Raw genomic sequence first — 26,088 nt, forward strand, 5'->3', positions numbered from 1 at the left:
CCTCCTTTTTAGATCGGAAATGATGGATATGATATGAGGCAGTAGTTTAAATGACTAAAGTGTTTTTGTCAAGGAGAGGAAAAAGCATCGTAGGGCGGAAAAACCCTGAAAACATGCGGGTTTTGATGCATAAAAATGCAGTCAAAATAATAGAAAACCAAGTCATTGACAGCCTCTAAAAAGAGATATATATTATGGAAAGATTGATTTCAGAAAGCTTCATCAAAAGGCGCCGTCTTTTGATTTTTATGTTGTCCAACGACTGTCTTCTTTCGTGCAGAAAGAGGGTTTTTTATATGCTCAAAAAAGGAGGAAAGAAGAAATTGAAAAAATGTGTAAAAGATATAGCGATGATTCTAGTTGGTTCTTTTTTATTTGCCGCAGCAGTGAACATGTTTGTCATTCCGCTTGAATTTGGTGAAGGCGGCGTCACGGGGCTGTCCATTATTTTTTATTATTTGTTTGAAATAGCACCGTGGCTGACGAACCTTGTATTGAATGCCATCTTATTACTTGTGGGATATAAATACTTGGACAAAAAGACCACGATTTATACGGTGGTTGCCGTTGCAAGTAACTCTCTATTTTTGCACCTGACTACAACATGGGTCGTGAATGTTCATGAATTGATTATTGGAGCGATTTTTGCAGGTATTATCATCGGAATTGGGATTGGTCTTGTGCTCAGAGCCGGTGGAACAACGGCGGGTTCTGCCATTCTCGGAAGAATTGCCAACAAGTATTTAGACTGGAACGTGAGCTATGCCATCTTGTTCTTTGATCTGATCGTTGTATTTGCTTCATACTTTATTATTGGTGCAGAAAAATTAATGTTTACCATTGTGATGCTGTACGTGGCGACAAAGGTGATGGACTTCGTGATAGAAGGACTTAACACGAAAAAGGCAGTGACGATTATTTCTTCATGCAAAGATGATATTGCGGAAGAAATCAATCACACCCTGGACCGAGGCGTAACGATTTTAAACGGACGCGGTCATTATTCAAAGGAATCGAAGGAAATTCTTTACGCGGTCATTCAAAAGCAGGAGCTCATGCGCCTTAAGAAAATTATTAAGAAAATAGATCGAGACGCATTCGTTGTTGTCCATGACGTACGCGATGTGTTCGGAGAAGGATTTGTGAATATATAAAAATGAAAGACCCTAAAAAGGGTCTTTCAGCGTGTAGACAAACCCTCGCATTCTTTGTCAGTCCTGCGCGCTGGTGCTCACGAATGGTTACATTCGCTCCGCGCCAGTGCTCGTCCTTCCTAGACTGCAAAGGTTTTCTATCACGCTGAAAAGAAGACAAAGAGCTAAAAGACCCGAAAAAGGGTCTTTTTTTATTCTCTATACCTCTTGTCACACAATACTATGTAATGTATAGTATAAAGAGTTAGGAGTTGTAAACATGAATGCACAATTAAAAAAAGGATTACTGGAATTTTGTGTACTGGCGGTATTAAAGAAAGGCGATTCCTATGGTTATCAAATCATTAAAGATATGTCCCATTGTATTGAGATTTCAGAATCGACATTATATCCGATTTTAAAGCGTTTAGAGCAAAACAATTATGTGGAGACCTATTCCCAGGAACATAACAGTCGATTAAGAAAATACTACCGCATGACAGAAAGCGGGCGGGAGCATATGGCGCAGTTTTTAGAGGAATGGGATCAGGTGATGGCGATTTACGACTTTATTTCTGGAGGACAGGGCAATGAATAAAAAAGAATTTTTGAGCAGCCTAAAGAAGCATCTGCATCTTCTAGGCGACAAAGATAGTGATCGGTTTATCGAATACTACGATGAAATGATTGAGGATTATCAGGAAGATGGCTACAGTGAAGAGGAAGCGGTTCATCAAGTAGGACAGCCTGCTATGATCGCTGAAGGGATTATGAAGGAACAAGGAATTAAAACCGTTCAGGTGCCGACGTTTGGAGAAAAGGCGACGAGACTCTCCATTCTCATTTTAGGCTTTCCGTTATGGGGCAGTATTCTAGCAACAGTCTTCCTGCTGATTCTTTCTGTGTATATGGTGATTTGGTGCATTCCACTCGTGACAGGTGCATTGACGCTTACTGGTCTGCTCGGCGGTTTTTGGAGCATCATTGGTTCTCCATTTATTTTTCAGGACGGTTTGCATGTGGTGGTGACGCAGGTTGGCGTTGGTATTCTTCTATTAGGTGTCGGATTATTAAGTGGCATAGCCACAGCGTATTTGACAAAGCTATTTGTGCAAATGACTATTCAAACCACTAAGGCATTCATGGGAATGTTTAAAAAGAAGGTCGTGAGAGTATGAACGTGAATGATTTAAAAAAGCAATGCATCAAATGGGGGATCATCTTCACCGTTGCCGGAGGAATTGTCATGGCAATTGGTTTTGGAATATCAGGCTTTGATTTAGATGCATATCACAACAATGACGAGAGTAACGTGTTCCGCACCATCAATTGGAGCAAGCCATAATAAATGAAAAAACCCGCTTATGCGGGTCTTTTTTTCGCTCGGGCCACAAAGAAGAAATAACAGCAAAGTGCGCCTAGATCACAAAGCATAATGATTAGACCCATTGGAAAGGCTGTTTGGCTTCCGGCTAGTCCGACAAGAGGGGTCATGCAAGCGCCTAGCAGCATTTGTGCCACACCGATCAGTGCAGCTGCACTTCCTGCATGCGCTCCGTGATGCTGCATCGCAAGAGACGGCGCAGATGTGCCGACAATTCCAACGCTTGAGACAACAAAGAACAGCGGAATCAGAATACCGTACAATCCTGCATCAATTGAGATCATGAAAAATAAAGTGACTCCCCCTAATGCAGCTGTCAGCAATCCAATACGAAGAACTTTCTCTTCACCGATTTTCGCAGCGACTCGGGCAAATACTTGTCCAGCCGTGATAATCCCAAGACTATTTACCGCAAAGGCCGCACTAAATCCTTGTGGAGAAAGGTTAAAAATCTCCTGAAGCACAAACGGTGAACCAGAAATATAGGCAAACATTGCTGCGAAGACAAGACCTTGTGATAGGGCATATCCAACAAAGAGACGATCGCTCGCTAGAATTTTCATCGCACCTAGGATCTGTTTGAAGCCCCCAGTCTGTCTGCGTTCTGCAGGTAAGCTTTCTTTCAATGAAAACATTGATCTTAGGAGCATTAGCGCTCCGAGGATTCCTAGAAGAACAAACACACCCTGCCACGTCGTGAACCGTAACATTTGTCCGCCCACGATAGGCGCGGCTGCCGGAGCAACCCCGTTGACTAACATCAGCAGTGCAAAGAATTTCGTCATTTCTGATCCTTCATAATGATCTCGGACAATGGCTCGTGCAATGACAATGCCAGCTGAACCAGCAAGTCCTTGAATCAATCTAAGAAGAATGAACGTCCAAATCGATGTGACCACTGTACAAAGAAGGGATGCCGCAATAAAGATGATCAACCCAATCATGAGCGGCTTTCTTCTGCCGACTGTATCACTGATTGGACCTGCAATCAGCTGTCCAAGAGCAAGTCCAATCAAACAAGCCATGAGACTTAACTGAGACAGCGCCGTGCTTGCTTCAAAGTCACGGGCGATATTAGGTAAAGCAGGTAAATACATATCCATTGCCAGCGGAGCAAGGGCTGTTAAAGATCCGAGCAATGCGGCAAGGAGAAATCGATTTTTTTTCGATTCTTGGGGATAGGATAAAGAACTCATATGATGACAACACTCCTCGTATACTTCCTCAACACAGCATAATGAATCAAGCGTTCCTTTTCAATGAAAAATTTTCAGAGATGATTCCGTGCAAAATGATTGATCTTTCGAATGAGACTCTTTACATTGAATGAGTAGAGAAAAGAGTAAGGTGATCGCATGCAGTGATTGCATGATACGTATACCCACTAATAGAGAGCAGGAGGTGCTGACATGAAGCAGCAAGAGCTGATTATTCGTCAAGCAGTCAAAGAAGATCATGAGGCCATCACACGCGTGCTGATCAAATCCTATGCACAGTATGAGCCGCAATTTACAGAGGAAGGCTGGCAAAATTATTCTGCCGCGCTTGCAGCAGCTGTAGATAATCCGAACATGGAGCTGATGCTTGTGGCGGAACATGACGGCAAGGTCGTGGGGACGCTGCAAATGTTCCGTTCATCAGAGCAAGCGTATGACAAACCCGAAATGGGCATTACATCAGCCATCGTCCGGTTTTTAGGAGTAGATCCCGATGTGAGGGGAAAAGGCATTGCAGAATCATTGCTGCGTAAAAGTATTGAACTGACGCAATCATGGGGCGAAAATGTCCTGTATCTTCATACATCTGATAAAATGCAGGCCGCCATTCGCCTATATGAAAGAATGGGCTTTGAGCGTGCGCTTGATAAAGAATTTGTGAACCAAAATGGGACACATGTCAAGAGCTATCAATATGTGATCAAGAAAGAACAGCCGGCAGGTTCATAGTATAACGTGCAGCAAAAGGAAGAGCTTACCTCCATGACAAGCTCTTCCTTTTTTCAATTTACGCCCACAGTGCCAGCGCCCAATAGGATACCACCCACGAGATGAAACCGAACATGACAAAGAGTTTTAACATGCGTTCATAAGGAGACAGCTTTCGTTCTTTCTTCGTTTTCACCAGCCGCCAATAAAGGACATAGCCGCAAATCATGAGGATGATTTGTCCAAGCTGTGTAAAGTTTTCAAGAATCGTGATTCCGTTCATTTCTTTCACCTCATCATAGGGCTTCCATAAGTAAATGAGGCAATCCTTTATTTCTTCAGAAAAAATCGGTGTATACTGGAAAGAAAAGAGATGTTTAGAGGGAGTTGTGACATGTTGTTTTCGCTGCATGTGGATCGTTGGGATGAAGTCATCGAGAGAAAAATCAAATACGATCAGAAAGTTGTGGAACATACCTGTCAGCTGTTAGATGCACAGGGACAGCAGGCTGTGCTGTTTCATAAGATTGAAGACCCGTTTACGATGAGGGCAGGTGCTGGTTTTCTAACCATTCCAAAAGGGAGCTATACGACCGCTTATTATTGGAAGGATCGTCCATATAACATATATTTCTGGAGAGATGATCAAGGGAAGGAACTAGGATCTTATTTTAATATTGTGGGAGATACACAGTTCAACGCCCAGCTGGTCATGTTTGAAGACCTCATTATTGATCTTCTCGTTCTTCCGACTGGTGAAGTCTATGTACTGGATGAAGATGAATTGCCGGAGAGTTTAGCGGATTTTGAGAACGGCGCAGTACGCCGGGCATTAGAAGGCGTGACGTCTTCGATAGAAAAAATTCTCGATCAAGTGAGGGCAGATGCCGAAGGGAAATATCATCACAGCTTGTTTGAGCCGATGTTGAGATAGAAAAAACGATTCCTCGCTGAAAGGAATCGTTTTTTCTGTTAGACCTTAATACGGTTTAATCGTTTTTGTAAATTGGTTTTTGTTTTGGAGGCTTTTAGCTGTTTGACAGCGCTTTGAGCCGCTGCTTTTGTTTTCTTTGTTCGTTTGGCTTCCGCTTTTTTGACCTTTTGTTTAGCGTCCGTCACTTTCTTTTGATAAGCGACTTGTTTTTTGACTTTGTCAAGCCGGTTTTGCAGGCTTGTTTTTTCTTTGCCTTTATTTAGTTTTTTGATGGCCGTTTGAGCACTTTTAATAGCGCCCTGTGTTTTGTTCTTTTCGGCTGTTTTGACCTTTGCACGTGCCGAGCGGATATCAATGGCTGCTTGGACTTTCTTCACCCGTTCTGTGAGTGCTGTTTTTTGCTTGCTTGCAGTGAGCCGGCCAATTCTTGTTTTGGCTTGATTGACATCTGCCTGCTTTTTAGATGTTTCGGCTGTTTTGACAGCACTGGCCGCAGCCTTTAAAAAGGTGGATTGCGGCACATATTGCACGCGGCCATAGCCGAATTGCGGATCCTTCCCTTTTGCACCAAGATCCACTGTATAGCTGCGCAATAAAGTGCGAAGCTGTGCATTTGTTTTCTTCGGATGAAGCTGCTTTAACAGTGCCAGCATTCCTGTGACATGCGGTGCAGCTTGTGATGTCCCCGTTGCATACCAATATTCATTTTTTAAATAAGTGCTGATGACGTTCTCGCCAGGGGCAGAAAATTCAATCCCTTTTCCTGTATTCGAGATAGACGCGAGTTTGTCTTTGGAAGTTGTTGCAGAAACGGCAATGACACTATTGTAAGCGGCAGGGTAGCTAATATAATTCTTTTTCCCATCATTTCCGCTTGCAGCGACTACAAGCAGCCCTTTTTTATAGGCTTCATCTACTGCTGAACGCAAGATGGGGATATTGTCTTCAAAGCCTAAACTTAAATTAATAATGTCCATCTTGTTGGTAATCGCCCAATCGATGCCTCGAAGCAGACTATACAGGTCGCCTTCTCCCTTTTTATCTAACACTTTCACAGCATACAGCTTCACACCGGAAGCGACGCCGACTGTTCCATAATCGTTATTAAGCGCACCAATCGTGCCGGCGACATGTGTGCCATGTCCTTCATCATCTTTATAAGAGGATGTGTAGTTCACGAATGATTTACCGCCGGCTACCTTTAAATCCTCGTGTGAGAAAATGCCAGTATCTAATACGGCGACTTTTACATTTTTACCAGTGACGCCTTCTTTTATTGCTTGCTTGATATTTAGTTTTTGCAGATTGTAAGATTTTTGTACCAATGCATCCTGATTAGTAGTAGCGGCTGTTTTCTTTACAGTAGAAGCTGCGAGTTTGACCTTTACGTTTTTTGAGACGTAAGCGATGTTTGGGTCTTTTTTGAGTGAGGTGACCGCTTGTTCATCTGTTGTCACAGCGACAGCGGGAAGATGTATGTACTGTGCGTTCACTTTCTCACTTTCCTCAATAGCTGTTTGTTTTCCTTTTTGATTTTTATAGACGATGATGACATCTGTTTCTTTTGGCGGTGCAGCTGCCTGCGAATGGAAGGGCAAAGCAGTTGTCAACGCAAGAAGAAACGCAATGACGATAAGTAATTTCTTTTTCAATGCGTGGCTCCTCTCATCCGATGACCTCGGTCTTTTTTTCTCTATTATATCGGAGAAAGCAGAGGGATGGGATAGTAGAATTGTCGTCTTGTTCAGAAAGTTATTTTTACAAGTAACCTGAAATTGAAATTCATAGAATTCTAGTAGACAATAGAGACATCATGATAAGAGAAAGAAGGACATGCTGATGAACGTAAAAGAGTATATGACGTATGATGCGACTGGCTTGGCAGCACTTGTGCGGAATAAGCAGGTAACGCCCAAGGAGCTTATGCAGGCGGCATTTGATAGATTGAATGAGGTCAATCCAGAACTAAACGCTGTGATACGGACAAGACAAGAACAAGTTTTAAAAGACATCAAGGAGTTACATGAGTATCAGCCATTTGCGGGCGTTCCGTTTGTGCTGAAAAATATATCACAAGGAATAAAAAATGAACCGCTGACAGCAGGAGCTTTGCTGTTAAAGGATGTAAAAGCAAATTCGGATTCGCACTTTGTTGATCGGTTGAAGCAGGCTGGTTTTCTCATGATCGGACATACAAATACACCGGAATTCGGTTTAAGAAATGTAACGGAGCCTGCGTTACATGGGCCAACGAGAAATTCTTGGAATACGGACTATTCTCCAGGCGGCTCAAGCGGCGGGACAGCAGCAGCTGTTGCAAGCGGCATTGTACCTGCTGGCGGAGCAAGTGATGGCGGTGGTTCCATCCGGATTCCAGCATCCTTTACCGGTTTGTTCGGCCTTAAGCCTACGCGGGGAAGAACGCCGGTAGGCCCAGGCGCAGGAAGGCAGTGGCAAGGGGCTTCCATTGACTTTACACTCACAAAAACAGTGCGGGACAGTGCAGCCCTTCTTGATCTTCTTCAAGTCATTCAGCCTGAAGCTGCTTTCCAAACCCCATTATACGATGGCAGTTACCAAGAGGATCTGGTGAAACGTACATCTTCTATGCGAATTGCTTACAGCGTAGAATCTCCAGTTGGCACGAAGGTCAGTGAGGAGGCGAAGCAGGCGGTTCAGCAAACAGTGAAATGGCTGAGTGAGCAAGGTCATCAAGTAGAGGAAGCCAAGCCGGAAATTGATGGGATTCATCTCATGCAGCAATATTACGTGATGAACAGCGGAGAAATGTCTGCGTTATTCACTTCCTTGGCTCGTTCGTTAGGGCGTCCAGTAAAGCCGGAGGAAACGGACATCGTGGCATGGGTGCTGGCGGAGGCTGGCAAGAATGTGACCGCTGCTGCTTATACAGAAAGTCTTGATGCGTGGGATCGGGCTGCTGCACAAATGGCATCATTTCATCAAACCTACGATCTCTATGTGACACCAGCTACTGCCTATTCAGCTCCAAAGGTTGGTGAGCTTATGCATTCAGATCAGGAAACAGCCGCACTTTTACGTGTGTCATCTCTTTCCATGCAAGCGCAGCAGGATCTTATTTATGACATGTTCCTCAAGAGCTTGACCTACACCCCATTTACACAGCTTGCCAACTTAACAGGTCAGCCATCAATGAGTGTTCCTGTTCATCTGACTAGCGCGGGCATGCCTTTAGGGGTACAGGTGACAGCACCTAAAGGAAAAGAGGACTGGCTGCTCAGGCTTGCGGCGGAAATGGAGACATCCTCGATTTGGAAAGGAACTAGTCAATTAAATCGATAACGCATGATAAGCGACTTTGGTCTATGGAGGGAAAAGAGTGTCACACGTGAGTACGAAGGACAAAATCATTCAAACGGCAGCACTTCTTTTACGTAAACAGGGATACCATGCGACAGGATTGAATCAAATTATCAGAGAGAGCGGCACACCTAAAGGCTCTCTTTATTATTACTTTCCAAATGGAAAAGAAGAGCTGGCCATTGCATCTGTTGAATACATTAGTCAAAAGGTCATCAATCAAATTGAAGAAGGCTTTGCCTATTCGGATGACCCTTATATCGCCATCGATCGTTTTATGACAAAGATCATTCGAGGATTTATGGAGAAAGAAAGTGAAAGAGGGATTCCAATTGTCTTGCTTGCGGCAGAGTCCAAGCCTGAAAACGCGCAGCTTCATGCTGCATGCAAACAAGAAATGATCCGCTGGCAGGAGCTTGTAAAAGAAAAGCTAATGAACAGCGGGTATGAAGAAAACAAAGCGGATGAGCTGGCTTCTCTCCTTCACTCAATGGTCATCGGGGGTTTATCGATGACCACTGCACTCAAACAAACGACCCCTTTAGAACACGTAAAAAGTTACCTTAGACACTTATTTATGCGAGAAGAGTAAAATCTCTCGCATATTGTCTATCTATTATATCAATTGGTCTATATAATATAGATAGTCAATTTGTCATGAGGAGTGATGGGATGTCGGAGCAACCGCAATCGATGAAGCAATCCGAAGGTACCTCTTTTTATACCGTGTCTGGTTCCGGAAAGCTGTATGGGCTGGAGAATCAGCTTGTTCATATGCTGGCAGAAGCAAATCAAACGAATCAGCTGTTTGAGCTTGCCTTAATCACAGGTGGGAAAGGAGCTTATTTCCCGCTGCACTGTCATGAGCACTTATTTGAAACCATTTTTGTGCTGGAAGGAAAGCTTGAAGTGATGCTGGACGGTAAAAAATACATGGTCACAGCCTTTGATTATATTCATATCCCGCCCAAAACGATTCATGGCTACAGAATGCATAGTCATAAAACAAGATTTATTTCATATACGCTGGGTGGAAAAATGACAGATGTCTATCAGCAAATTGGGAAGAGGCTTTTTCAGAATGAATGGTCTATGACTCATCATGCTTTCGATGCATCCTGTTTTCAGCAGGCTGAAAAAGAAAGCGATATCATCCTGATGCATGGAATCAGAGAACTGTCTAATACAACGAGGCCCTCCGTTTTATTTCATAGTCAGCTTCCTCACGAGGTACAGCCTTATGTATTAGAGGCTGGTGAAGGGAAGCAATACATCATTGATGGTCAGATTCATGAGCTGATTGCAACAGTAGAAACAACTGGAGGCGGATTCAGTCATTTTGTGGTTGAAGGAGCGAAGGAGAAATATTTCCCGCCGCATTATCATCAAGTTCATACAGAAGCAATCTATTGTGTTGAAGGGAAGATGAACCTTCATTTGAACGGAGAGGAGATTTGCTTGATGCCGGGTGACTTTGCCTATATCCCGCCAGATACGATCCACTCTTATGAATTTGTGTCTCATTCAAATAAAATGTTGGTTTTGCTGCTTCCAGGAGAAATTGAGCAGGTGTATGAGCAGTTTGAAGAATCTCCAAGCCCAAGTATATGCCCCTATTTTATTCAAGAAGGGAATTTCATGTTCAATCGGGAGACTTCAACTCAATATGATTTGTTTTTTGTCGAAAAGGAATAAGTGTGTAACGCGTTACACGACATCATGAGTCTGTCGAAACAATCGACAGGCTTTTTTTGTTTTTTGCCTCCTCCACATAAATTTCTCATTTGATGAATGAACCATTCATTCAAGGTGAAGCTATGTAAAGATGACTTGAGCTAAAGGAGGAAATCCATGTGAGAGCTGTTACTTATCAAGGGAAAAATAGCATTGCAGTGAAGAAAGTAGATGCACCGTCGATTCAAGATCGGGAAGATGTGATCATACGTATTACATCAACAGCAATTTGTGGATCAGATTTACATTTGTATCAGGGGAATTTCCCGCTTCCAATCGGCTATGTGATTGGGCATGAACCAATGGGGATTGTGGAGGAAGTTGGCCCGGATGTCACAGCCGTAAAAAAGGGAGACCGTGTCGTCATTCCATTTACAGTTGCATGTGGTAAATGCCAATATTGCGATCATCACTTAGAAAGCCAATGTGACAACTCAAACCCGCACTACGATTCAGGTGGACTTTTTGGCTATAGTGAGAAATATGGGAATTACCCCGGAGGACAGGCAGAGTATTTACGCGTACCTTTTGGCAACTATACACCGTTTAAGATTCCAGAGGATTGTGAGCTGGAGGATGAACAATTGCTGTTCTTATCAGATGTCCTGCCAACCGCCTATTGGAGTGTAGAGCACGCAGGTGTGAAAAAAGGCGATACGGTCATCGTGCTAGGCTGCGGACCTGTTGGGTTAATGGCACAGCAATTTGCTTGGCAAAAAGGAGCAGAACGTGTGATTGCCGTCGATTACATTGATTACCGCCTGCGGCATGCAAAACGAATGAGCGGCGTTGAGGTCTTTGACTTTACAGAAGATCCCGACATGGGAGAAACATTAAAGGAGCTTACCAAGGGCGGGGCTGATGTTGTGATTGATTGTGTGGGAATGGATGGAAAGAAGTCGCCGCTTGAAAAAATTGAGCAAAAGCTCAAACTCCAAGGCGGAACGATTGGACCCATTCAAATTGCCACAAAAGCCGTTCGCAAATGTGGAACAGTGCAGATGACGGGTGTGTACGGCGGCCTGTACAACATGTTTCCATTAGGCGCTTTTTTCGCAAGAAACGTCACCCTGAAAATGGGCCAAGCCCCGGCGAGAGGATACATGTCAAAGCTCTATCAAAAAGTGACAAGCGGTGAAATTGATCCCAGAGCCATTATCACTCACAAATTACCATTAGATGAAGCAGCTCATGCGTACCACATCTTCAATGACAAACAGGATGATTGTATAAAGGTCGTTTTAAAGCCATAAAAAAGAAGGCTTAGGAGTATTCCTAAGCCTTTAATGTGTGCTCGTCCATCATTTTTTCGATTAATTCAAAAAATGTTTTTTTATCTTCCTCTGAAAGGTGGTTGAACAATTGATTCACAAGCAGCTGGCGATTGTCGATCATTTGTTTAGCAATTTGTTCACCCGATTCAGAGAGTTCAATCCATACAGTACGGCGGTCATTATTATTTCGAGAGCGGATGATCAGCCCTTCGTCTTCTAAGTGATTGAGAGCGGTTGTTGTTGCAGAGGGAGATAATGAAACTTCCTGCAGAATATTTTTCACAGTACATGATTGATGGCGGTAGATGATACGTAAAATAAACCCTTTAACATTCGTGACGTTTTTCGGAATATTTTCTTCATCTATTTGTTTCGTCGCCTTTAAATACTTTGTCAGTGCATGGTCTAACAAACTTGCCTCTAGCTCGAAATGTTGCATTCTCCATACCTCTTTTCCTATTGCATTCGCATTTCCGATCAATTACTAGGTCTATCTTATCATAATAATCAACATGATTTAAACCAAAATGGAAGACGGCTATAAAATTACCTATATTATCAATTAATATAAAGAACAATTCCAAAATGAAATGATTTTACTTTCAGCTGTTTTTATTTTAGAATGTGAATGAGATAAAATCTGCCAACCCAATTCGCTGGAAATTGGCTATTGGAAATCAAACGTTTGGAGATGAAGATATTGAATACTTTACAGGCATTACTAAACGACAGAATGGAGCGCTCTTCACAAATTGAGGCGGTAACTGGCGGAGGGGTGTCTTATACATTTGAAGAATATGCAAAACGCATCGACCAGCTTGCACATTACTTAAATCAAAAAGGAATTCGAAAAGGTGACCGCGTTTGCTTTATTTGTCAAAACCATCATCACTTTTCAACGATTATGCTGGCAGCCATTAAAGCAGGTGCAGTCGCAGTTCCGCTTAGCTGGCAGCTTACTTCTTTTGAGCTGGAAGGTATTTTGAAAAAAGCAGAGCCAAAGGCTTTATTTTTTGACCGAGAATTCCGTGATGTGATTGCTGCGGTGAATGTGTCTTTAGACAACTGCCTCATGGTGGAATCTGGTGTAAATGCGAAAACAACGCAGCTGTTTGAAGACATATTGGCTTCAAATGATGGCAGTGATCTTGCGGAAGAGGTATCAGAAGAGGATCTAGCGATGATCTTATTTACCTCTGGGACAACGGGGAATCCAAAAGGCTGTATGGTCGGACATGGACGAATCTATCAATTTTTAACAAGACGCGGGAATCGAGGATTTGACTTGAAAGGGAAACGGTACTTGGCGAGTCACCCTCTCTATCATATGAGTTCAATTAATCATCTGATCGCTGCTGCCATTGAAGGGTATACACTTGTTTTCTTACATGATGCAACGCCGAAGCGCATTTTAGAAACGATCGAAAAAGAAAGAATAACGTTCATGATGGCTTTCCCATCAGCTTATACGTACATGCTGGAAGAAATGAAGCGCGGTTCGTATGACCTTTCATCCTTTGAAATTGCGATTTCTGGCGGTACGAAGGTGCCGGTCCGTTTGATTAAGGACTACAAAGAAGCAGGCATTCAGATGATGCATGGCTACGGAAGCACGGAAGCATGGGTTGTCAGTGCGTGGCATCCTGCGATGGGCGAGGATAAAATGGGCTCTGCTGGTAAAGTGGATCCAGATGTAGAAGTGAAAATCGTTCATCCTGAGACTGAGGAAACACTGCCAGCTGGAGAAATTGGCGAAGTCGTCATGAGAAGCCCATTTTATTTCTTAGGCTATTATCACCAGCCTGACGCTACTGCGAAGGTGCTCAAAGATGGCTGGTTCCATATGGGAGATGCAGGCTATCTAGACGAAGACGGTTTTCTATTTATCACAGGCAGATACAAAGATGTGATTTTATACGGTGGAGATAATATCTATCCTGATCAAGTAGAAGAAGTCATTGAACAAATTCCAGGTGTGATTGAATCAGCTGTCATCGGGGTGCCGGACGAATTATATGGTGAAGTGCCAAGTGCATATATCGTAAAAGACGAATCCGCCGATTTCTGCGAAGAAGATGTGGTGAACTATTGTCAGGAACGTTTGGCAGATTACAAAGTGCCATCCATTCATTTCATCAGTGATCTGCCAAAAAACAAGCTTGGTAAAATTATGAAGAAAGATTTACGTGAATTGGTTGTGAATGCTTAGTACCTATTCTGCTATAATGAAATTTGAATGATTTTTTGTTTTTCTAACGTTTTGGAGGGAAAGGGTTTGCGACATATTCTTCGTAAGAAACACGTTCACGATTTGTTGGAACAGAGCAGACAGCAAAGGGTAAAGAAAACACTGGGCGGGCTAGATCTCACGCTTCTTGGTATAGGGGCAGTGATTGGCACAGGGGTTATGGTGTTAACTGGTATAACAGCGGCTAAGGATGCAGGACCGGCTGTTATTTTCTCCTTTGCGATTGCAGCCATTGTGTGCAGTTTGGCAGCACTTTGTTATGCAGAAATGGCTTCAGCGCTTCCTGTATTCGGCAGTGCGTACATTTATTCATATACGACCATGGGCGAGCTTGTAGGCCATTTGATGGGCTGGACCTTATTGTCTGTTTATATGCTGACTGCTTCAGCTGTCGCCAGCGGCTGGTCGAGTTATTTCAACAGCCTGCTTGAGGGATTTGGAATTTCGATTCCGCATCAATTTTTAGCGGGGCCGGAGCAAGGCGGATATATGAATCTGCCGGCGATTATCATTGCTTTACTGATTGCGTGGATCTTATCTAGAGGAACGAAGGAAAGTAAAAAATTTAATAATATCATGGTATTTGTGAAACTCGGTATTATTGTTCTTTTCATTGTAGTAGGCGGCTTTTATGTACAGCCATCCAATTGGCAGCCGTTTATGCCGTTTGGCGCAGAAGGTGTCATTGCCGGTGCTGCTGCTGTATTTTTTGCCTTTTTAGGGTTTGATGCAATTTCTGCTTCAGCAGAGGAGGTGAAAAATCCGCAGCGGAACCTGCCAATTGGGATCATAGGTTCATTACTTATTTGTACGATCATTTACATTGTCGTTTGTTTGGTCATGACAGGCATGGTGCACTATACACAGCTGAATGTCACAGAGGCTATGTCCTATGTCCTGCAAAGTGTACATCAAAATAGCGTGGCTGGTATTATTTCTGTTGGTGCAGTCATTGGATTGATGGCTGTGATTTTCGCCAATAATTATGCAGCAACTCGAATTGCCTATGCGATGGGCCGAGACGGACTTTTGCCTAAAGTGTTTTCAAAAACAAACAAAAGCGATACGCCTGTTGCTAGCATATGGATGATTGGCGGAATGACAGCTGTTATTTCAGGCTTTATTGAATTGAAGGATCTGTCCAACTTAGCGAATATCGGTGCGTTATTAACGTTTGCCATGGTCAGTTTATCTGTGCTTATTTTGAGAAAGACACATCAGCAGCTTGAGAGGGGCTTCAGGGTTCCTTTTGTGCCGGTTTTGCCGATTATTTCAATGGGCTGCTGCTTGTTCCTTATGCTCAACTTACCAGGCCGGACGTGGCTTTACTTTGGGGTTTGGCTGTTAATCGGTGTCGTCATGTATGCAGCGTATTCAAACAAACATAGTGAATTAGCGAAATCTTCATGAGAAAAAGGTGCAAATCCGTTGACGATTTGTGCCTTTTTTCATACGATTTGGGATAAGCTATAAAAGAGATGATGAACGGAACAAGAGGAGGATGAGGGATATGATTAGTGTTAGTCCTTATATTGTTGTAGAAGATGTGAAAGAATCTCTTCAATATTATCAAGGGATTTTTGGTGGGGATATTCATATCTTAAATGAACACCAGGACCGTGTCCTGCATGCTGAATTGCATCTTGGGGAATCACTGCTTCATTTTTCAGATACATTTGGACGCACGCCAAAGCCAGAGAATCTCAGATTGATCATGCAGTTTGACAATGAAGAAGAACTAAAGGCTGTCTATGAAGCGCTGGAAGCTGATGGAGATGTACTGGTCGAATTACAGGATACCTTCTTTGGCGCACTTCACGGACAAGTACAGGACCGGAAAAATGGGTTGATCTGGGTTCTGAATTATATGAAATAGACGAAGACCTTCACGAGTGTGAAGTTTCAGCGTGTAGACAAACCCTCGCATTCGGTGTCAGGTCTGCGCTCCGGTGCTCGTCCTTCCTAGACTTCAAAGGTTTTCTATCACGCTGAAAGGAAGACAAAGGGCTAAAATCAAGATCATTTTAGCCCTTTGTCAACAATCTGTACCTTCACGAGTGTGAAGGTTTTTTTGTGAGTGTTTTTATTTTCTGAAAAATGGAAAATATGCTATGTTGGAAGAATAAAAGGACAAGGAGAAGGGTGGCAAAGGAATGGAACAAATTGAGTTTCAATCAATCCAAACAAATGGTGTAACACTTCATACAGCAATGGCTGGACCAGAAAATGGCCCGCTGCTTGTGCTGCTCCACGGGTTTCCTGAGTTTTGGTACGGCTGGAAAAATCAAATCATCCCCTTGGCTGAGGCAGGCTATCGTGTTGTTGTTCCTGATCAAAGAGGCTACCATCTAAGTGACAAGCCAGAAGGAGTCGAATCCTACGTATTAGATAAACTGAGAGATGATATTGTGGGTTTGATCAAGACGCTGAGCCCGAACCAAAAGGCGATTGTCGGCGGACATGACTGGGGCGGAGCTGTTGCTTGGCATTTGGCTTCAACCCGTTCTCAATATGTCGAGAAATTAATCATTGTCAATATGCCGCATCCGCGGGTGATGATGAAGGTTCTTCCTTTTTATCCGCCGCAGTGGAAGAAAAGCTCCTATATCGCTTTTTTTCAGCTTCCGAATGCTCCAGAGGCAGCACTTCAAGAAAATCATTTTCAAAAGCTGGATGAAGCCATTGGGCTGACGGCAAGACCACATTTGTTCACGAAGGAAGATGTCTCAAGCTACAAGCTCGCTTGGACACAGCCAGGCGCCTTGACCTCAATGCTGAATTGGTACCGAGCCATCAAAAAAGGCGGCTTTGAAAAGCCAATTTCCAAACGAATTCTCGTCCCTGTTCGCATGATCTGGGGGATGGAGGACAAATTTTTAAGCAGAAAGCTAGCGAAGGAAACGATAAAGATCTGTCCAAATGGCCAGCTGATCTTTGTCGATGATGCCTCTCATTGGATCAATCATGAGAAACCAGAGGTCGTCAACAAACTCATACTTGAATTTTTGACATAAAGAAAAAAGCTCTGATCAATGGGACTGACCCCCGTTTTTGAGACAGGGATCAAAACACCTTTATACAGCCAATTGCCGATAGTTGATCGGTGATTGGTTGTTTAGTTTTGTTTGAATACGAATGTTGTTATAATAATAAATGTATTCTTTGACAGTGCGTTCTACGATGGTGGTCGTAGTTCGATCAATGCTGTTAAGATAGAACGTTTCAGACTTTAGCGAGGAATGAAACGATTCGATGGAGGCATTATCAGCGGGCGTCCCTTTACGGGACATGCTCATGGTAATGCCTTTTATATGAACAGCTTTCTGATACTCGTAAGATGTATACACAGAACCTTGGTCGCTATGTAACACACAGTTTTCAGGCAGTGCTGGGAGCTGATCAAGTGTGTTTAAAATAAAGTCTGTGTCCTGCTTATCACCAATCGTAAACGCAATCACTTCTCCATTATATAAATCCAATATACTGGAAAGGTACAATTGTTTCTGTCCATAAGGCAAATACGTGATGTCCGTTACTAGTTTTTCAAGAGGGCGATCAGACTGAAAGCTCCGATCCAGTATATTACCAGCCACAGCATAGGGCTGCCCATTTTTCTTACGCTTTTTCATTTTAACCCGGCACTGCCACTGGTTTTTCTGCATGATACGTTGAACAGTTTTATGGTTAATAAGCATTCTCACTTTTAGTAAGGCTGTGATTTTTCGGTATCCATATCGATACTTGTGCTCTCGGCACAACGTGCCGATTTGTTTCTCTAGTTGTCTTTTAGAATGATTCTGATTCAGATTCTTTTTCCATCTATAGTACGAAGCGCGTGAGACGCCTAAATGGACACAGATGTCCTGTACTGTCATTGTTTTGCACAATTCTTCTACCAGTTTGATTGACGTTTCCTTATCAACTTCCTTTCCAATTCGTTGTACTTTTTTAAAACTTCATTCTGTTGACTCAGATAGCGATTTTCTGCCTGCAGTCTCTCTAATTCGGAAGAGTACTCGGGACCCTTTCTATGGGTATATTGTTTTCCAACAGGCTGTTCGAACCGGTGTGTATCCCCAGCCTTATGCCACCTCACCCATGTCTGAACCTGCGTTTTATTTTTGATATTCAATTCCCGCAAAATCTCTTTCATTGATACGCCTGCCAATCTCATTTCTACAGCCTTCTGTTTGACTTCAACCGGATAACTCACTCTTGTCCCCATAGAAAAAACACCTCCATGTTTTATTTCGGATCACAACGATCCGTTTTCAAACTTGAAGGTGTTTTTTATTTGTCTCATCTTATGGGGTCAGTCCCCAGTTGACCAGAGCTTTTTTGATTTATCCGATTTGATTCTTTTTCAATGCAGCAGGTTCGTCGTCCCAGCATTCAATTTTCTCATTGTTTGGAACGGCATTTTTATAGAAAACAGGATCTTTGCCTTCTTTTTTCTGTCTCGTGTAGTCCTTCAGTGCTGCGAAGGCGACCTTAGACAGCATGGTAATGGCGATGAGGTTGACGATGACCATGAGTCCCATGAAGAGATCGGCTAGACCCCAAACGAGAGGAACAGTGGCAACCGCACCGAACAGAACCATTCCAATAACGGCAATTCGATAGATGTTAAGCCAAATTTTGTTCGCTCCAAGGAATTCAATGTTCGTTTCCCCATAGTAATAGTTACCGATCAATGTACTAAACGCGAATAGGAAAATCATGATGGCAAGGAAGCCAGAGGCCCATGGTCCAATATGCTGACTAAGAGAAGCCTGTGTTAATTCAATTCCTTGCAGGTTTGTTGTTTTATACGCATCAGAAAACAGAACAAGGAAGGCTGTGCTTGTACAAATAATTAACGTATCTGTTAACACGCCGAATGCTTGGATTAATCCTTGTTTAACAGGGTGGCTTGTGACAGCCGTTGCTGCTGCGTTAGGTGCACTACCCATACCGGCTTCATTTGAGAAGAGACCGCGTTTAATCCCTTGTAATAAGGCACCGCCTAGCGTACCGCCAGCAAACTGTTCAAACCCGAAGGCGTGTTTCACAATCGTGCTGATGACACCAGGAAGTTCCGTGATATTTGTGACAATAACAAAGAACGCAATTCCGATGTAAGCAACCGCAAGCACAACGACAATGTATTCAGAAGCCTTTGCGATCGCTTGGATTCCTTTGAAAATGATCGCTGCAAAAATGACAGCCATCACAATACCGACGGTTAAACGGTCTAAACCGAAGGAGTTTTTAAAAGCGACAGTGATCGTATTTGATTGAACCGCATTAAAGACGATTCCAAAAGAAATCGTAATCAGGATCGCAAATAAAATCCCCATCCAGCGCTTGTTTAACCCTTTTTCCATGTAATAAGCAGGTCCACCGCGGAAACCTGTTTTGTCTTTTACTTTATATACTTGAGCTAGTGTACTTTCAACGAAACTTGAAGCAGATCCGATAATGGCTACGATCCACATCCAAAAGATGGCACCAGGGCCGCCAATGGCAATAGCGATAGCAATCCCTGTGATATTCCCTGTCCCTACACGTGCTGCCATACTGATGGCAAATGCTTGGAACGGTGATATTCCCTCTTTTTCTTTTCTTCCTTCCTTCAGGACACGCAGCATTTCTTTGATCATTCTCACTTGCAGGAAGCGTGTTCTATATGTGAAGTACACCCCAACACCAAGTAACAGAGCAATCACAATATAAGTCCAAATAAAATCATTTGTATGTGTTAAATAAGATAGCAAAGCTTTTTCGTTCATAACATCACCTCTTCGAATTCATCACTGTTCTTTTTAAAAAATACTGAGATCCCACTCTTTGGCGAGCTTTTTCAGCATCATGACACCGGTAATACTATTTCCGCAATCGTCAATGGCAGGACCGTAAATGCCAATTCCACAGCCTGTCTGAAACGGGAACTCTCTTCTTGCGCTTGGCGGAACGCAAGCCATAATTCCTCCAGACACACCACTTTTGGCTGGAACGCCTACAAAAGCAGCAAAATTCCCAGACGCATTATACATGCCGCATGTCAGCATCAATGCCTTTGTTAGTCTAGCGATATCCTTTGGGATGACTTGGACTTGTTTAAAGGGATGGTAGCCATCACTTGATATAATCAGTCCAATCAAGGCGATGTCCTCTGTTGTAACCTCGATGGAACATTGCTTTAAATACACTTCTAACGTGTCCTCGACATCCGATTCTAAATAATTGGTTTCCTTTAAATAATAAGCAAGTGCCCGATTTCGATGTGCAGTTGCCCATTCTGATTGATAAACCTCTTCATTAACAGAAGGACGCTTACCTATTAAGTTTTCGATTAAATCGAAAATATATGCTAGCTTTTCTGTAGAAGTCTTTCCGGGAAGGATGGAGGATACGGTAATAGCTCCAGCATTAATCATTGGATTAAAGGGCTTCCCTGGTTTATGCATCTCAAGACGGTAGATGGAATTAAATGCATCACCAGTTGGCTCTACATCTACCCGATCCAAGACGTAAGGTACGCCTCTTCCTAAACAGGCAGCTATAAAGCTGATGACTTTTGAGATACTTTGCAGGGTAAAGGGAACGTCCCAATCACCATATCGTACAGATGATCCATCTGGGCCTATCACGCTGATACCAAGTTGAGAGGAATTCACTTTTCCAAGTGCTGGAATGTAGCCAGCATTCTGCCCGTTTGTGTAATACGGACGTATTTCTTCTGCCCATTGATCAACAGAAGACTGGCATGCGTGTTGTGTATTTTTAGAAATTGCTGTTTTCATACGATTCCTCCAATCAAAAATCAAAAAGTACCCTATTGAATTGGCGGATGACAAAAAATGCGATCAAATAGGCACGAAAACATGTTACACATCTTCAAAGAACTTGTCATGCGCTGCTTGCACCACTCCTTTACACCTAAATATATGTACAAATGAAGGCATTGTCGGCGGAAAAACAAAAAGGGTTTTTAGTGAAAATTCAGAAAACGCTTACATATAGTTTCACTAAAATTGTTCATTCAATTTATCTTGGAAACTACACAATCTGACGTAAATCTACAGAAAAACTTACAAATAAAAATCAGTCTGTCGATGATTGTCTAAACAATTCCTATTATTGTCGTCAATGATCAAAACAGTGAATAGCTGAAAGGTCACCTTGCTGCCCCGGAGAATAGTCATAAAAAAGGATTTTGAGGATAAAAGGAGCAGTGAAAATTATTTTTTTGTACATTGTGGAGAAAAGAGTCTCCTTGTATACTGTGGCTATGCAACCAGGGGAAGGGATGTCAGTCATTTGAGTTTAAATCAGCTTGTCAAAAAGGACGCATTCATTTTAATTTTTATGATAGTCATTGTGCCGCTTGCAGGAGAGCTGAAGTTTTATCCTGTGAATGAGACGTTTCGCATCAGCTTTGGCGCACCTGCGTTTTTCTTTTGCTTATTACTCTTAAGAAAATCTAGACCGCTATTGCCGGGATTTTTAACAGGCGCAGCCATTGTGCTTTTTCGGGTAGGTTTAGATTTGATTCAGCAGAATGCTGATCTGGCTTCATCATTTTATCAGCAATTCCCAAGCTTCTTTTTCTATTTCACTTATGCTTTCCTGTTTTTTGCCGTCCGTACGGGACGCTTTAAACAGCGCTCTATTTTCATTGGGATCATCGGCCTGATGATCGAATTAGTTGCTGATTTTGTCGAGCTGTTTGTACAATTTCTAGTGTTTGATACAACGATGACCTTATCAAAGCTGAGCGATATGTTCCTCATTGCGTTTGCTCATAGCTTTGTGGTGATCAGTTTTTTTAATATGATGAAGCTGTATGAGGCTCAATCAAGAGAAAAGCAGATCATGAAACAAAATGAGCATATGATGATGGTCATTTCGAATTTATATGAAGAAACGGTGCATTTAAAGAAAACGTTAAAACATACAGAGCATATTACACAGGAATCATACCGGCTTTACCGTTTGCTGCATGAACACGAAGCAGGGAAAAAAGTGAGTCAGGAGCTGTTAAAGCTCGCAGGAGAAATTCATGAAGTGAAAAAGGACAATCAGCGTATTTATGCTGGGCTTTCAAAGCTGATTTCGAAGGAAAATATGCAAGACTATATGAAGGCGGAAGAGCTTGTTCAAATTGTGATCCGCATTCAAGAGAAGTATGCTTTATCTCTTGGGAAAAACATCTCCTTTACTTCTGATATAAGGGGCATTCATCTGCATGATTATCATGTGTTTATTTTCTTATCGCTGATTAATAATTTAATGGCCAATGCAGTCGAAGCAATAAAAGATACCGGGATGATCTCACTCGAATTGAAAGGAAGTCATGATAAAATAGAGATTCGGATTGAAGATGACGGACCAGGGATTCCTATAAAAATGAGAGAGATTGTGTTTGATCCAGGGTATACCTCCAAATTTGATGCATTTGGAACACCGTCTACAGGAATTGGCTTATCCTATGTGAGAGAGCTGGTTCAAGAGCTTGGCGGTCAGATTCAAATCGAACAAAAAGAAACAAAAGGTACAGCTTTTCTGCTTGTCCTTCCTATACAAAATTTAATACAGAGAGGGTGAGTGTATGCGATTCTTCATTGCAGATGATGATCGTGCAATACGCTCGATTTTAGGTCAAATCATAGAGGATGAGGATTTGGGAGAGGTCGTAGATGAAGCGGGTGACGGAGTTGGATTAGAGGCACATTCCCTGAACCTCAAGAAAGTAGACATCCTTTTGATTGATCTTTTAATGCCTGCTAGAGATGGCATTCAAACCATCCGCCATATCCACCCTGAATTCAAAGGCAAGGTCATTATGATTTCCCAAGTAGAGGCGAAAGAGATGATGGCAGAAGCCTATGAACTAGGGATTGAATATTATATCCATAAGCCTGTCAATCGCATTGAAATCGTCAGTGTGATTCGAAAAGTCATGGAGCGTATCAAGCTGGAAAAATCGATTTACGATATACAAGCCTCTCTTCGCCACGTGCTGCCATTAGAGCCTGTCATTTCTCAAGGTGCGGGCGCTGGGGCGAAGAGAAGAACGATGAAAGAGGCTGGGGAATTCCTCTTATCTGAGCTGGGAATTGTCGGCGAGAGCGGCTCTAAGGATTTACTGGAGATACTCATCTACTTACATGAAACACAGTCAGCCAATTCTCATGAGGTCAATTTCCCGCCGCTAAAGCAGCTGTTTATCAAAACAGCAGAAAGAAAACTGGATCATGGTGCAACCGATGTAGAGGTGATGCGGGAAGTGAAAGCGGCGGAGCAGCGGATTAGACGAGCTATTCATCATTCCTTGAATCATTTTGCCTCACTAGGATTAACAGATTTCTCAAATCCTAAGTTTGAGCACTACGCGTCGAAGTTTTTCGATTTTACCGATGTCAGTCAAAGAATGAAAGAAATGCAGAAGACATCTTCTCCCTCAGGATCGACAGGCAGAGTCAATACGAAGAAATTCGTTCAAATCTTTTATTTTGAGGCAAAGCAGTTATTCGAAGGAATGAGCTGAGGGAAATCTGTTGGTATGATTGGAGAAAATAAACAGAGAAAGTCTGTCTTTCCTATGATCTATCGTGATCTTCAGGTGATTTTATAATTTAACTGATCATTCAGATTTTTCTTTTTTCTTGAAAATAAAACCCTCCTGTGCAATCGTTTGTTAAAATAGTGAGGTTAGACTAGAATGTCGGAGGTTTTATTTTGGGAAAAATTAAACGAAATGCGCTCTGCCCATGCGGAAGCGGAAAAAAATATAAACATTGCTGTGGTCAAAAATCAGGCGGAGAACAAACGTCTGAGCTTGTGTTTAAGGAAGCTGTACAAGTTCAAAAGGATTTAATGAATTATGCTTTTTCTAAGCATCAGAGAGCGATCAATCAATTCATTAATGAGTTTTCTTTCCTTGCAGATATGGATAAAGAAACGCAACAAATCTCAGTTTTCCATTTGAGTGTATGGGGCATCTTCTTCCGTCCATTAACTGATCAGAAAGAGACCATTTTCCAAGAGTTCCTGACAAAGAAAGCAGAAGATATTACCCGTCCGAAAACAAGACAAGTGGTCCAATCTTGGACAGACATGGAGCCATCTTTGCTTTTATTAAATGAAAAAACGGACGAGTCTCTTTACTTTGAGAATATGGTAACAGCGGAGAAGGTTGAAGTAGATGTAAAACCTGATCAAACGGTACTGCCTGAAAAGGGAAGTCTCGTGCTTGGTTTTCCTGTTCAATTTGAAGAAAAGGCAGAGTTTTTCATTCAATATACGATGTTTGCGAAAGAGTTTACAGATACTCTTCTTCTTCAAGTTCGCCAGCTTGTTGACGCATATGAAGCAAATGGAGGGGCGCGCAGCACATTTATGAGAGAATCATTCCCTGATGTGCTGAAGTGTATGTTTGCGAAGCAAGAAGTAGAAGAATCAGAAACACCTGCTCAAACAGAAGGCGGTGCAGGTCTATCAGCAGATCGTATGGACTGGGCAAGTGACGTCCAGCTGGAAACTGCTAAGCTGATTGAAGACGGAATGAAGGAGCACGGTGATCAAAGCCTGACAGATGGTGCTTTAACGGTTTGGAAAGCCTACTGTGATCAGAAATCACCTGTGATCCGTAAAGCAGCGTCATTTGCTGCCGGAATCGAATACTACATTCATTCACTTGCAAGCGATGCCCCGCTTTCTCAAGCACAAGTAGCGAAAAAGTATGGCATTAGTGCGTCGACTGTATCGAGCCGTTTTAAAGATATCGAAAAAGCGGTGAAAGAAGAGCAAGAGGCGACAGTATAAAATCTAAAAAAGACGCGGCTCCTTCAGAGGCCAGCGTCTTTTTTTAGATTATCTCGTTTTAATAAAACCACTCATGTACTGCTCTGTATTATAATCATTGAGGTCAATTTTCCATTGACCATCCCCATTACGTTTCATTTTCACTTCATATTCAGCTGGGCTGGAAACGGGAGCAAGTTTTTCGAATTCAGATGCGTACAAGTTTAAGCTTTTTTTATACAATTCTTCTTTAGAACGGATTTTCCCGTTGTAAAACTCGTCTCTTTGCTTGTCTAGCTTGTCTTTTAAGTTAGAAGCATCAATGCCTGTTACTTGAGCGACAACCTTTGCTTCGTCATCAGAGATGGTTTTCACACTTGTTTCTACTTTGGCTTTATCCTTCATGGTGTTTTGAATGCGTTTGTACATCGACAGAATATCTCGGTCACTCACTTCATTTCCGTATATTCCTGCACTTCTTTTGAAGTCTTTTACAAACATCTCATGGTATTTATTGACGACATCCGATTGGTTGTCACCCGTTAAATCTGCGAATTCATCGTTCTTTTTATCAAAAACAATAATATCGGTATAAGCGGATAACGCTTTTGCTGGGTTATCCAGCTTTTTTGCTGAATCGAGTATTTTGTTTCCATCTAGGTCGATTTGGATGGAATCACTGTTTTTCTTGATACTGTCCTGATAGACGAACTGATATTTCTTCCCTTTGTCTACTAGGAAATAAAGAGCTCCTGAAAGTGACTTGCCTTTGTTCAATGAACCAAGGTCAAGACGGTCTTTGCTGCCGTAGAATTTTAAATCAGATACTTTGGCGTCGTCCTGATAAAGGGAGAAGTCAGAGTTATATAATGAAAGGGCTTTGTCACCTTTGTTTGTGATCGTCAGATTGACTTTTAGCACCAATTCATTGTCTCTCAAGGTAGTTGTTGAGTCTTCTGGTAACGTATATTCGTAGCTATTGACTTTTACCTCTGCTGTTTTCGTTGACTTTTGATCAGCGTCGGTTGATTTGGCTGAGCCCTGGCAGGCTGCAGAGATGATCATCACGAATGAAATCATGAGGAGTGCACTTAATTTTTTAAGATTCACAGTTGAAGCTCCTTTGCTTTTCTTTCGTCATTTCATTCCCGCTATCTGACTAAGAAAAAAGAAACAGATAGATTGGTATATTCGGGTGTTAAAGGGGAAAATATCCTAATGACGATTTGCACTATTCATTCTATCGAAATTCATTCATGATGAGGAATAGGTTTTAGTCCCTATTTTTGATAGTTTTTAACACAATAACCTATAAAATAAGGAATTAAA

25 protein-coding genes are annotated in these 26,088 nt (G+C 42.4%); 17 read left to right on the forward strand and 8 right to left on the reverse strand.

From position 1 onward, the window contains the following. The first annotated feature begins 323 nt into the window (after positions 1 to 323). The 4 genes from MHH61_RS10330 (at position 324) to MHH61_RS10345 (ending at position 2,478) form a co-directional block, all read left to right on the forward strand. Positions 324 to 1,154 carry a YitT family protein gene (locus MHH61_RS10330; protein ID WP_024424393.1) on the forward strand — a complete coding sequence of 277 codons (831 nt, stop codon included), beginning with the start codon at positions 324 to 326 and terminating at the stop codon, positions 1,152 to 1,154. 259 nt (positions 1,155 to 1,413) lie between these two features. Then, positions 1,414 to 1,731 (forward strand): PadR family transcriptional regulator, encoded by a 318-nt coding sequence (locus tag MHH61_RS10335; protein WP_024424392.1) that lies wholly within the window; start codon positions 1,414 to 1,416, stop codon positions 1,729 to 1,731. Beyond that, positions 1,724 to 2,311 (forward strand): DUF1700 domain-containing protein, encoded by a 588-nt coding sequence (locus MHH61_RS10340; RefSeq protein ID WP_041106184.1) that lies wholly within the window; start codon positions 1,724 to 1,726, stop codon positions 2,309 to 2,311. The genes MHH61_RS10335 and MHH61_RS10340 overlap by 8 nt, the downstream gene beginning before the upstream one ends. Then, complete coding sequence (locus tag MHH61_RS10345; RefSeq protein WP_164512186.1) at positions 2,308 to 2,478, forward strand: hypothetical protein; 171 nt, start codon at positions 2,308 to 2,310, stop codon at positions 2,476 to 2,478. Before MHH61_RS10340 ends, MHH61_RS10345 begins: the two co-directional genes overlap by 4 nt. 17 nt (positions 2,479 to 2,495) lie before the next feature. Here the strand turns inward: MHH61_RS10345 and MHH61_RS10350 are convergent, their stop codons facing one another. Then, entirely contained in the window at positions 2,496 to 3,713 is a 1,218-nt protein-coding gene (locus tag MHH61_RS10350; protein WP_076840654.1) for a multidrug effflux MFS transporter, read from the reverse strand. A 213-nt stretch (positions 3,714 to 3,926) separates the two neighbouring features. On the opposite strand from MHH61_RS10350, the gene MHH61_RS10355 reads away from it, so the two are divergent. Beyond that, entirely contained in the window at positions 3,927 to 4,463 is a 537-nt protein-coding gene (locus MHH61_RS10355; RefSeq protein WP_041106188.1) for a GNAT family N-acetyltransferase, read from the forward strand. Between the two features lie 58 nt (positions 4,464 to 4,521). On the opposite strand, the gene MHH61_RS10360 is transcribed toward MHH61_RS10355, so the two are convergent. Next, positions 4,522 to 4,725, reverse strand: a complete 204-nt coding sequence (locus tag MHH61_RS10360) for a hypothetical protein (RefSeq protein ID WP_125587555.1) — start codon at positions 4,723 to 4,725, stop codon at positions 4,522 to 4,524. A gap of 111 nt (positions 4,726 to 4,836) precedes the next feature. Between MHH61_RS10360 and MHH61_RS10365 the strand changes: the two genes are divergently transcribed. Beyond that, the gene (locus MHH61_RS10365; RefSeq protein WP_169510864.1) at positions 4,837 to 5,376 is read left to right on the forward strand and encodes a DUF402 domain-containing protein; all 540 of its coding nucleotides are present in this window, start codon (positions 4,837 to 4,839) and stop codon (positions 5,374 to 5,376) included. A 38-nt stretch (positions 5,377 to 5,414) separates the two neighbouring features. On the opposite strand, the gene MHH61_RS10370 is transcribed toward MHH61_RS10365, so the two are convergent. Further along, the gene (locus MHH61_RS10370) at positions 5,415 to 7,028 is read right to left on the reverse strand and encodes a S8 family peptidase (RefSeq protein WP_211484878.1); all 1,614 of its coding nucleotides are present in this window, start codon (positions 7,026 to 7,028) and stop codon (positions 5,415 to 5,417) included. A gap of 187 nt (positions 7,029 to 7,215) precedes the next feature. Between MHH61_RS10370 and MHH61_RS10375 the strand changes: the two genes are divergently transcribed. The 4 genes from MHH61_RS10375 (at position 7,216) to MHH61_RS10390 (ending at position 11,702) form a co-directional block, all read left to right on the forward strand. Further along, positions 7,216 to 8,697 (forward strand): amidase, encoded by a 1,482-nt coding sequence (locus tag MHH61_RS10375; protein ID WP_169510863.1) that lies wholly within the window; start codon positions 7,216 to 7,218, stop codon positions 8,695 to 8,697. A 37-nt stretch (positions 8,698 to 8,734) separates the two neighbouring features. Next, positions 8,735 to 9,307 carry a TetR/AcrR family transcriptional regulator gene (locus MHH61_RS10380; RefSeq protein ID WP_024424384.1) on the forward strand — a complete coding sequence of 191 codons (573 nt, stop codon included), beginning with the start codon at positions 8,735 to 8,737 and terminating at the stop codon, positions 9,305 to 9,307. Between the two features lie 80 nt (positions 9,308 to 9,387). Further along, positions 9,388 to 10,410: a quercetin 2,3-dioxygenase gene (locus MHH61_RS10385; protein WP_125587552.1), complete on the forward strand. Its 1,023-nt coding sequence runs from the start codon at positions 9,388 to 9,390 to the stop codon at positions 10,408 to 10,410. A 158-nt stretch (positions 10,411 to 10,568) separates the two neighbouring features. After that, complete coding sequence (locus MHH61_RS10390) at positions 10,569 to 11,702, forward strand: zinc-dependent alcohol dehydrogenase (protein ID WP_024424382.1); 1,134 nt, start codon at positions 10,569 to 10,571, stop codon at positions 11,700 to 11,702. A gap of 22 nt (positions 11,703 to 11,724) precedes the next feature. On the opposite strand, the gene MHH61_RS10395 is transcribed toward MHH61_RS10390, so the two are convergent. Next, positions 11,725 to 12,162, reverse strand: a complete 438-nt coding sequence (locus tag MHH61_RS10395; RefSeq protein WP_012008812.1) for a MarR family winged helix-turn-helix transcriptional regulator — start codon at positions 12,160 to 12,162, stop codon at positions 11,725 to 11,727. 261 nt (positions 12,163 to 12,423) lie between these two features. Here MHH61_RS10395 and MHH61_RS10400 point away from each other — a divergent pair, with 261 nt between their 5' ends. The 4 genes from MHH61_RS10400 to MHH61_RS10415 all read left to right on the forward strand — a co-directional run bounded on the left by MHH61_RS10400 (position 12,424) and on the right by MHH61_RS10415 (position 16,985). Continuing rightward, complete coding sequence (locus tag MHH61_RS10400; protein ID WP_025092524.1) at positions 12,424 to 13,932, forward strand: class I adenylate-forming enzyme family protein; 1,509 nt, start codon at positions 12,424 to 12,426, stop codon at positions 13,930 to 13,932. A gap of 66 nt (positions 13,933 to 13,998) precedes the next feature. Further along, entirely contained in the window at positions 13,999 to 15,381 is a 1,383-nt protein-coding gene (locus MHH61_RS10405; protein ID WP_125587551.1) for an amino acid permease, read from the forward strand. 100 nt (positions 15,382 to 15,481) lie between these two features. Next, positions 15,482 to 15,847, forward strand: a complete 366-nt coding sequence (locus MHH61_RS10410; RefSeq protein ID WP_024424379.1) for a glyoxalase/bleomycin resistance/extradiol dioxygenase family protein — start codon at positions 15,482 to 15,484, stop codon at positions 15,845 to 15,847. A gap of 277 nt (positions 15,848 to 16,124) precedes the next feature. Beyond that, positions 16,125 to 16,985, forward strand: a complete 861-nt coding sequence (locus tag MHH61_RS10415) for an alpha/beta fold hydrolase (RefSeq protein WP_024427419.1) — start codon at positions 16,125 to 16,127, stop codon at positions 16,983 to 16,985. Between the two features lie 60 nt (positions 16,986 to 17,045). Here MHH61_RS10415 and MHH61_RS10420 read toward each other — a convergent pair. The 3 genes from MHH61_RS10420 to MHH61_RS10430 all read right to left on the reverse strand — a co-directional run bounded on the left by MHH61_RS10420 (position 17,046) and on the right by MHH61_RS10430 (position 20,756). Next, positions 17,046 to 18,196, reverse strand: a protein-coding gene (locus MHH61_RS10420; RefSeq protein ID WP_327831716.1) for an IS3 family transposase whose coding sequence is annotated in 2 segments (ribosomal slippage) — positions 17,046 to 17,923 and positions 17,923 to 18,196 — 1,152 coding nt in all. Because the reading frame shifts where the segments join, the coding sequence is not laid out codon by codon here. Positions 18,197 to 18,314: 118 nt separating this feature from the next. Then, positions 18,315 to 19,742 (reverse strand): sodium:alanine symporter family protein, encoded by a 1,428-nt coding sequence (locus MHH61_RS10425; RefSeq protein WP_024427211.1) that lies wholly within the window; start codon positions 19,740 to 19,742, stop codon positions 18,315 to 18,317. A gap of 33 nt (positions 19,743 to 19,775) precedes the next feature. After that, on the reverse strand, positions 19,776 to 20,756 hold the full coding sequence (locus MHH61_RS10430) for a glutaminase (RefSeq protein ID WP_024427212.1): 981 nt from the start codon (positions 20,754 to 20,756) through the stop codon (positions 19,776 to 19,778). A 517-nt stretch (positions 20,757 to 21,273) separates the two neighbouring features. On the opposite strand from MHH61_RS10430, the gene MHH61_RS10435 reads away from it, so the two are divergent. The 3 genes from MHH61_RS10435 (at position 21,274) to MHH61_RS10445 (ending at position 24,780) form a co-directional block, all read left to right on the forward strand. Then, positions 21,274 to 22,560 (forward strand): sensor histidine kinase, encoded by a 1,287-nt coding sequence (locus MHH61_RS10435; protein ID WP_125587141.1) that lies wholly within the window; start codon positions 21,274 to 21,276, stop codon positions 22,558 to 22,560. Positions 22,561 to 22,564: 4 nt separating this feature from the next. Beyond that, positions 22,565 to 23,503, forward strand: coding sequence for a response regulator (locus MHH61_RS10440; RefSeq protein ID WP_025092765.1), 939 nt, complete (start codon positions 22,565 to 22,567; stop codon positions 23,501 to 23,503). A gap of 191 nt (positions 23,504 to 23,694) precedes the next feature. Then, the gene (locus MHH61_RS10445; RefSeq protein ID WP_024427215.1) at positions 23,695 to 24,780 is read left to right on the forward strand and encodes an SEC-C metal-binding domain-containing protein; all 1,086 of its coding nucleotides are present in this window, start codon (positions 23,695 to 23,697) and stop codon (positions 24,778 to 24,780) included. Positions 24,781 to 24,828: 48 nt separating this feature from the next. On the opposite strand, the gene MHH61_RS10450 is transcribed toward MHH61_RS10445, so the two are convergent. Next, positions 24,829 to 25,869, reverse strand: coding sequence for a DUF4352 domain-containing protein (locus tag MHH61_RS10450; protein WP_125587140.1), 1,041 nt, complete (start codon positions 25,867 to 25,869; stop codon positions 24,829 to 24,831). Positions 25,870 to 26,088 lie beyond the last annotated feature (219 nt).

This window comes from Bacillus sp. FSL K6-3154 (assembly GCF_040869395.1).
Lineage (GTDB): Bacteria > Bacillota > Bacilli > Bacillales > Bacillaceae > Bacillus > Bacillus safensis.

What these genes read in the sequence shown, in the direction of transcription:
- MHH61_RS10335 (WP_024424392.1), top strand. Translation starts at nt 1,414, where the DNA reads ATGAATGCACAATTAAAAAAAGGATTACTGGAATTTTGTGTACTGGCG.
- MHH61_RS10340 (WP_041106184.1), top strand. Translation starts at nt 1,724, where the DNA reads ATGAATAAAAAAGAATTTTTGAGCAGCCTAAAGAAGCATCTGCATCTT.
- MHH61_RS10345 (WP_164512186.1), top strand. Translation starts at nt 2,308, where the DNA reads ATGAACGTGAATGATTTAAAAAAGCAATGCATCAAATGGGGGATCATC.
- MHH61_RS10350 (WP_076840654.1), bottom strand. Translation starts at nt 3,713, where the DNA reads ATGAGTTCTTTATCCTATCCCCAAGAATCGAAAAAAAATCGATTTCTC.
- MHH61_RS10355 (WP_041106188.1), top strand. Translation starts at nt 3,927, where the DNA reads ATGAAGCAGCAAGAGCTGATTATTCGTCAAGCAGTCAAAGAAGATCAT.
- MHH61_RS10360 (WP_125587555.1), bottom strand. Translation starts at nt 4,725, where the DNA reads ATGAACGGAATCACGATTCTTGAAAACTTTACACAGCTTGGACAAATC.
- MHH61_RS10365 (WP_169510864.1), top strand. Translation starts at nt 4,837, where the DNA reads ATGTTGTTTTCGCTGCATGTGGATCGTTGGGATGAAGTCATCGAGAGA.
- MHH61_RS10375 (WP_169510863.1), top strand. Translation starts at nt 7,216, where the DNA reads ATGAACGTAAAAGAGTATATGACGTATGATGCGACTGGCTTGGCAGCA.
- MHH61_RS10385 (WP_125587552.1), top strand. Translation starts at nt 9,388, where the DNA reads ATGTCGGAGCAACCGCAATCGATGAAGCAATCCGAAGGTACCTCTTTT.
- MHH61_RS10395 (WP_012008812.1), bottom strand. Translation starts at nt 12,162, where the DNA reads ATGCAACATTTCGAGCTAGAGGCAAGTTTGTTAGACCATGCACTGACA.
- MHH61_RS10410 (WP_024424379.1), top strand. Translation starts at nt 15,482, where the DNA reads ATGATTAGTGTTAGTCCTTATATTGTTGTAGAAGATGTGAAAGAATCT.
- MHH61_RS10415 (WP_024427419.1), top strand. Translation starts at nt 16,125, where the DNA reads ATGGAACAAATTGAGTTTCAATCAATCCAAACAAATGGTGTAACACTT.
- MHH61_RS10425 (WP_024427211.1), bottom strand. Translation starts at nt 19,742, where the DNA reads ATGAACGAAAAAGCTTTGCTATCTTATTTAACACATACAAATGATTTT.
- MHH61_RS10430 (WP_024427212.1), bottom strand. Translation starts at nt 20,756, where the DNA reads ATGAAAACAGCAATTTCTAAAAATACACAACACGCATGCCAGTCTTCT.
- MHH61_RS10440 (WP_025092765.1), top strand. Translation starts at nt 22,565, where the DNA reads ATGCGATTCTTCATTGCAGATGATGATCGTGCAATACGCTCGATTTTA.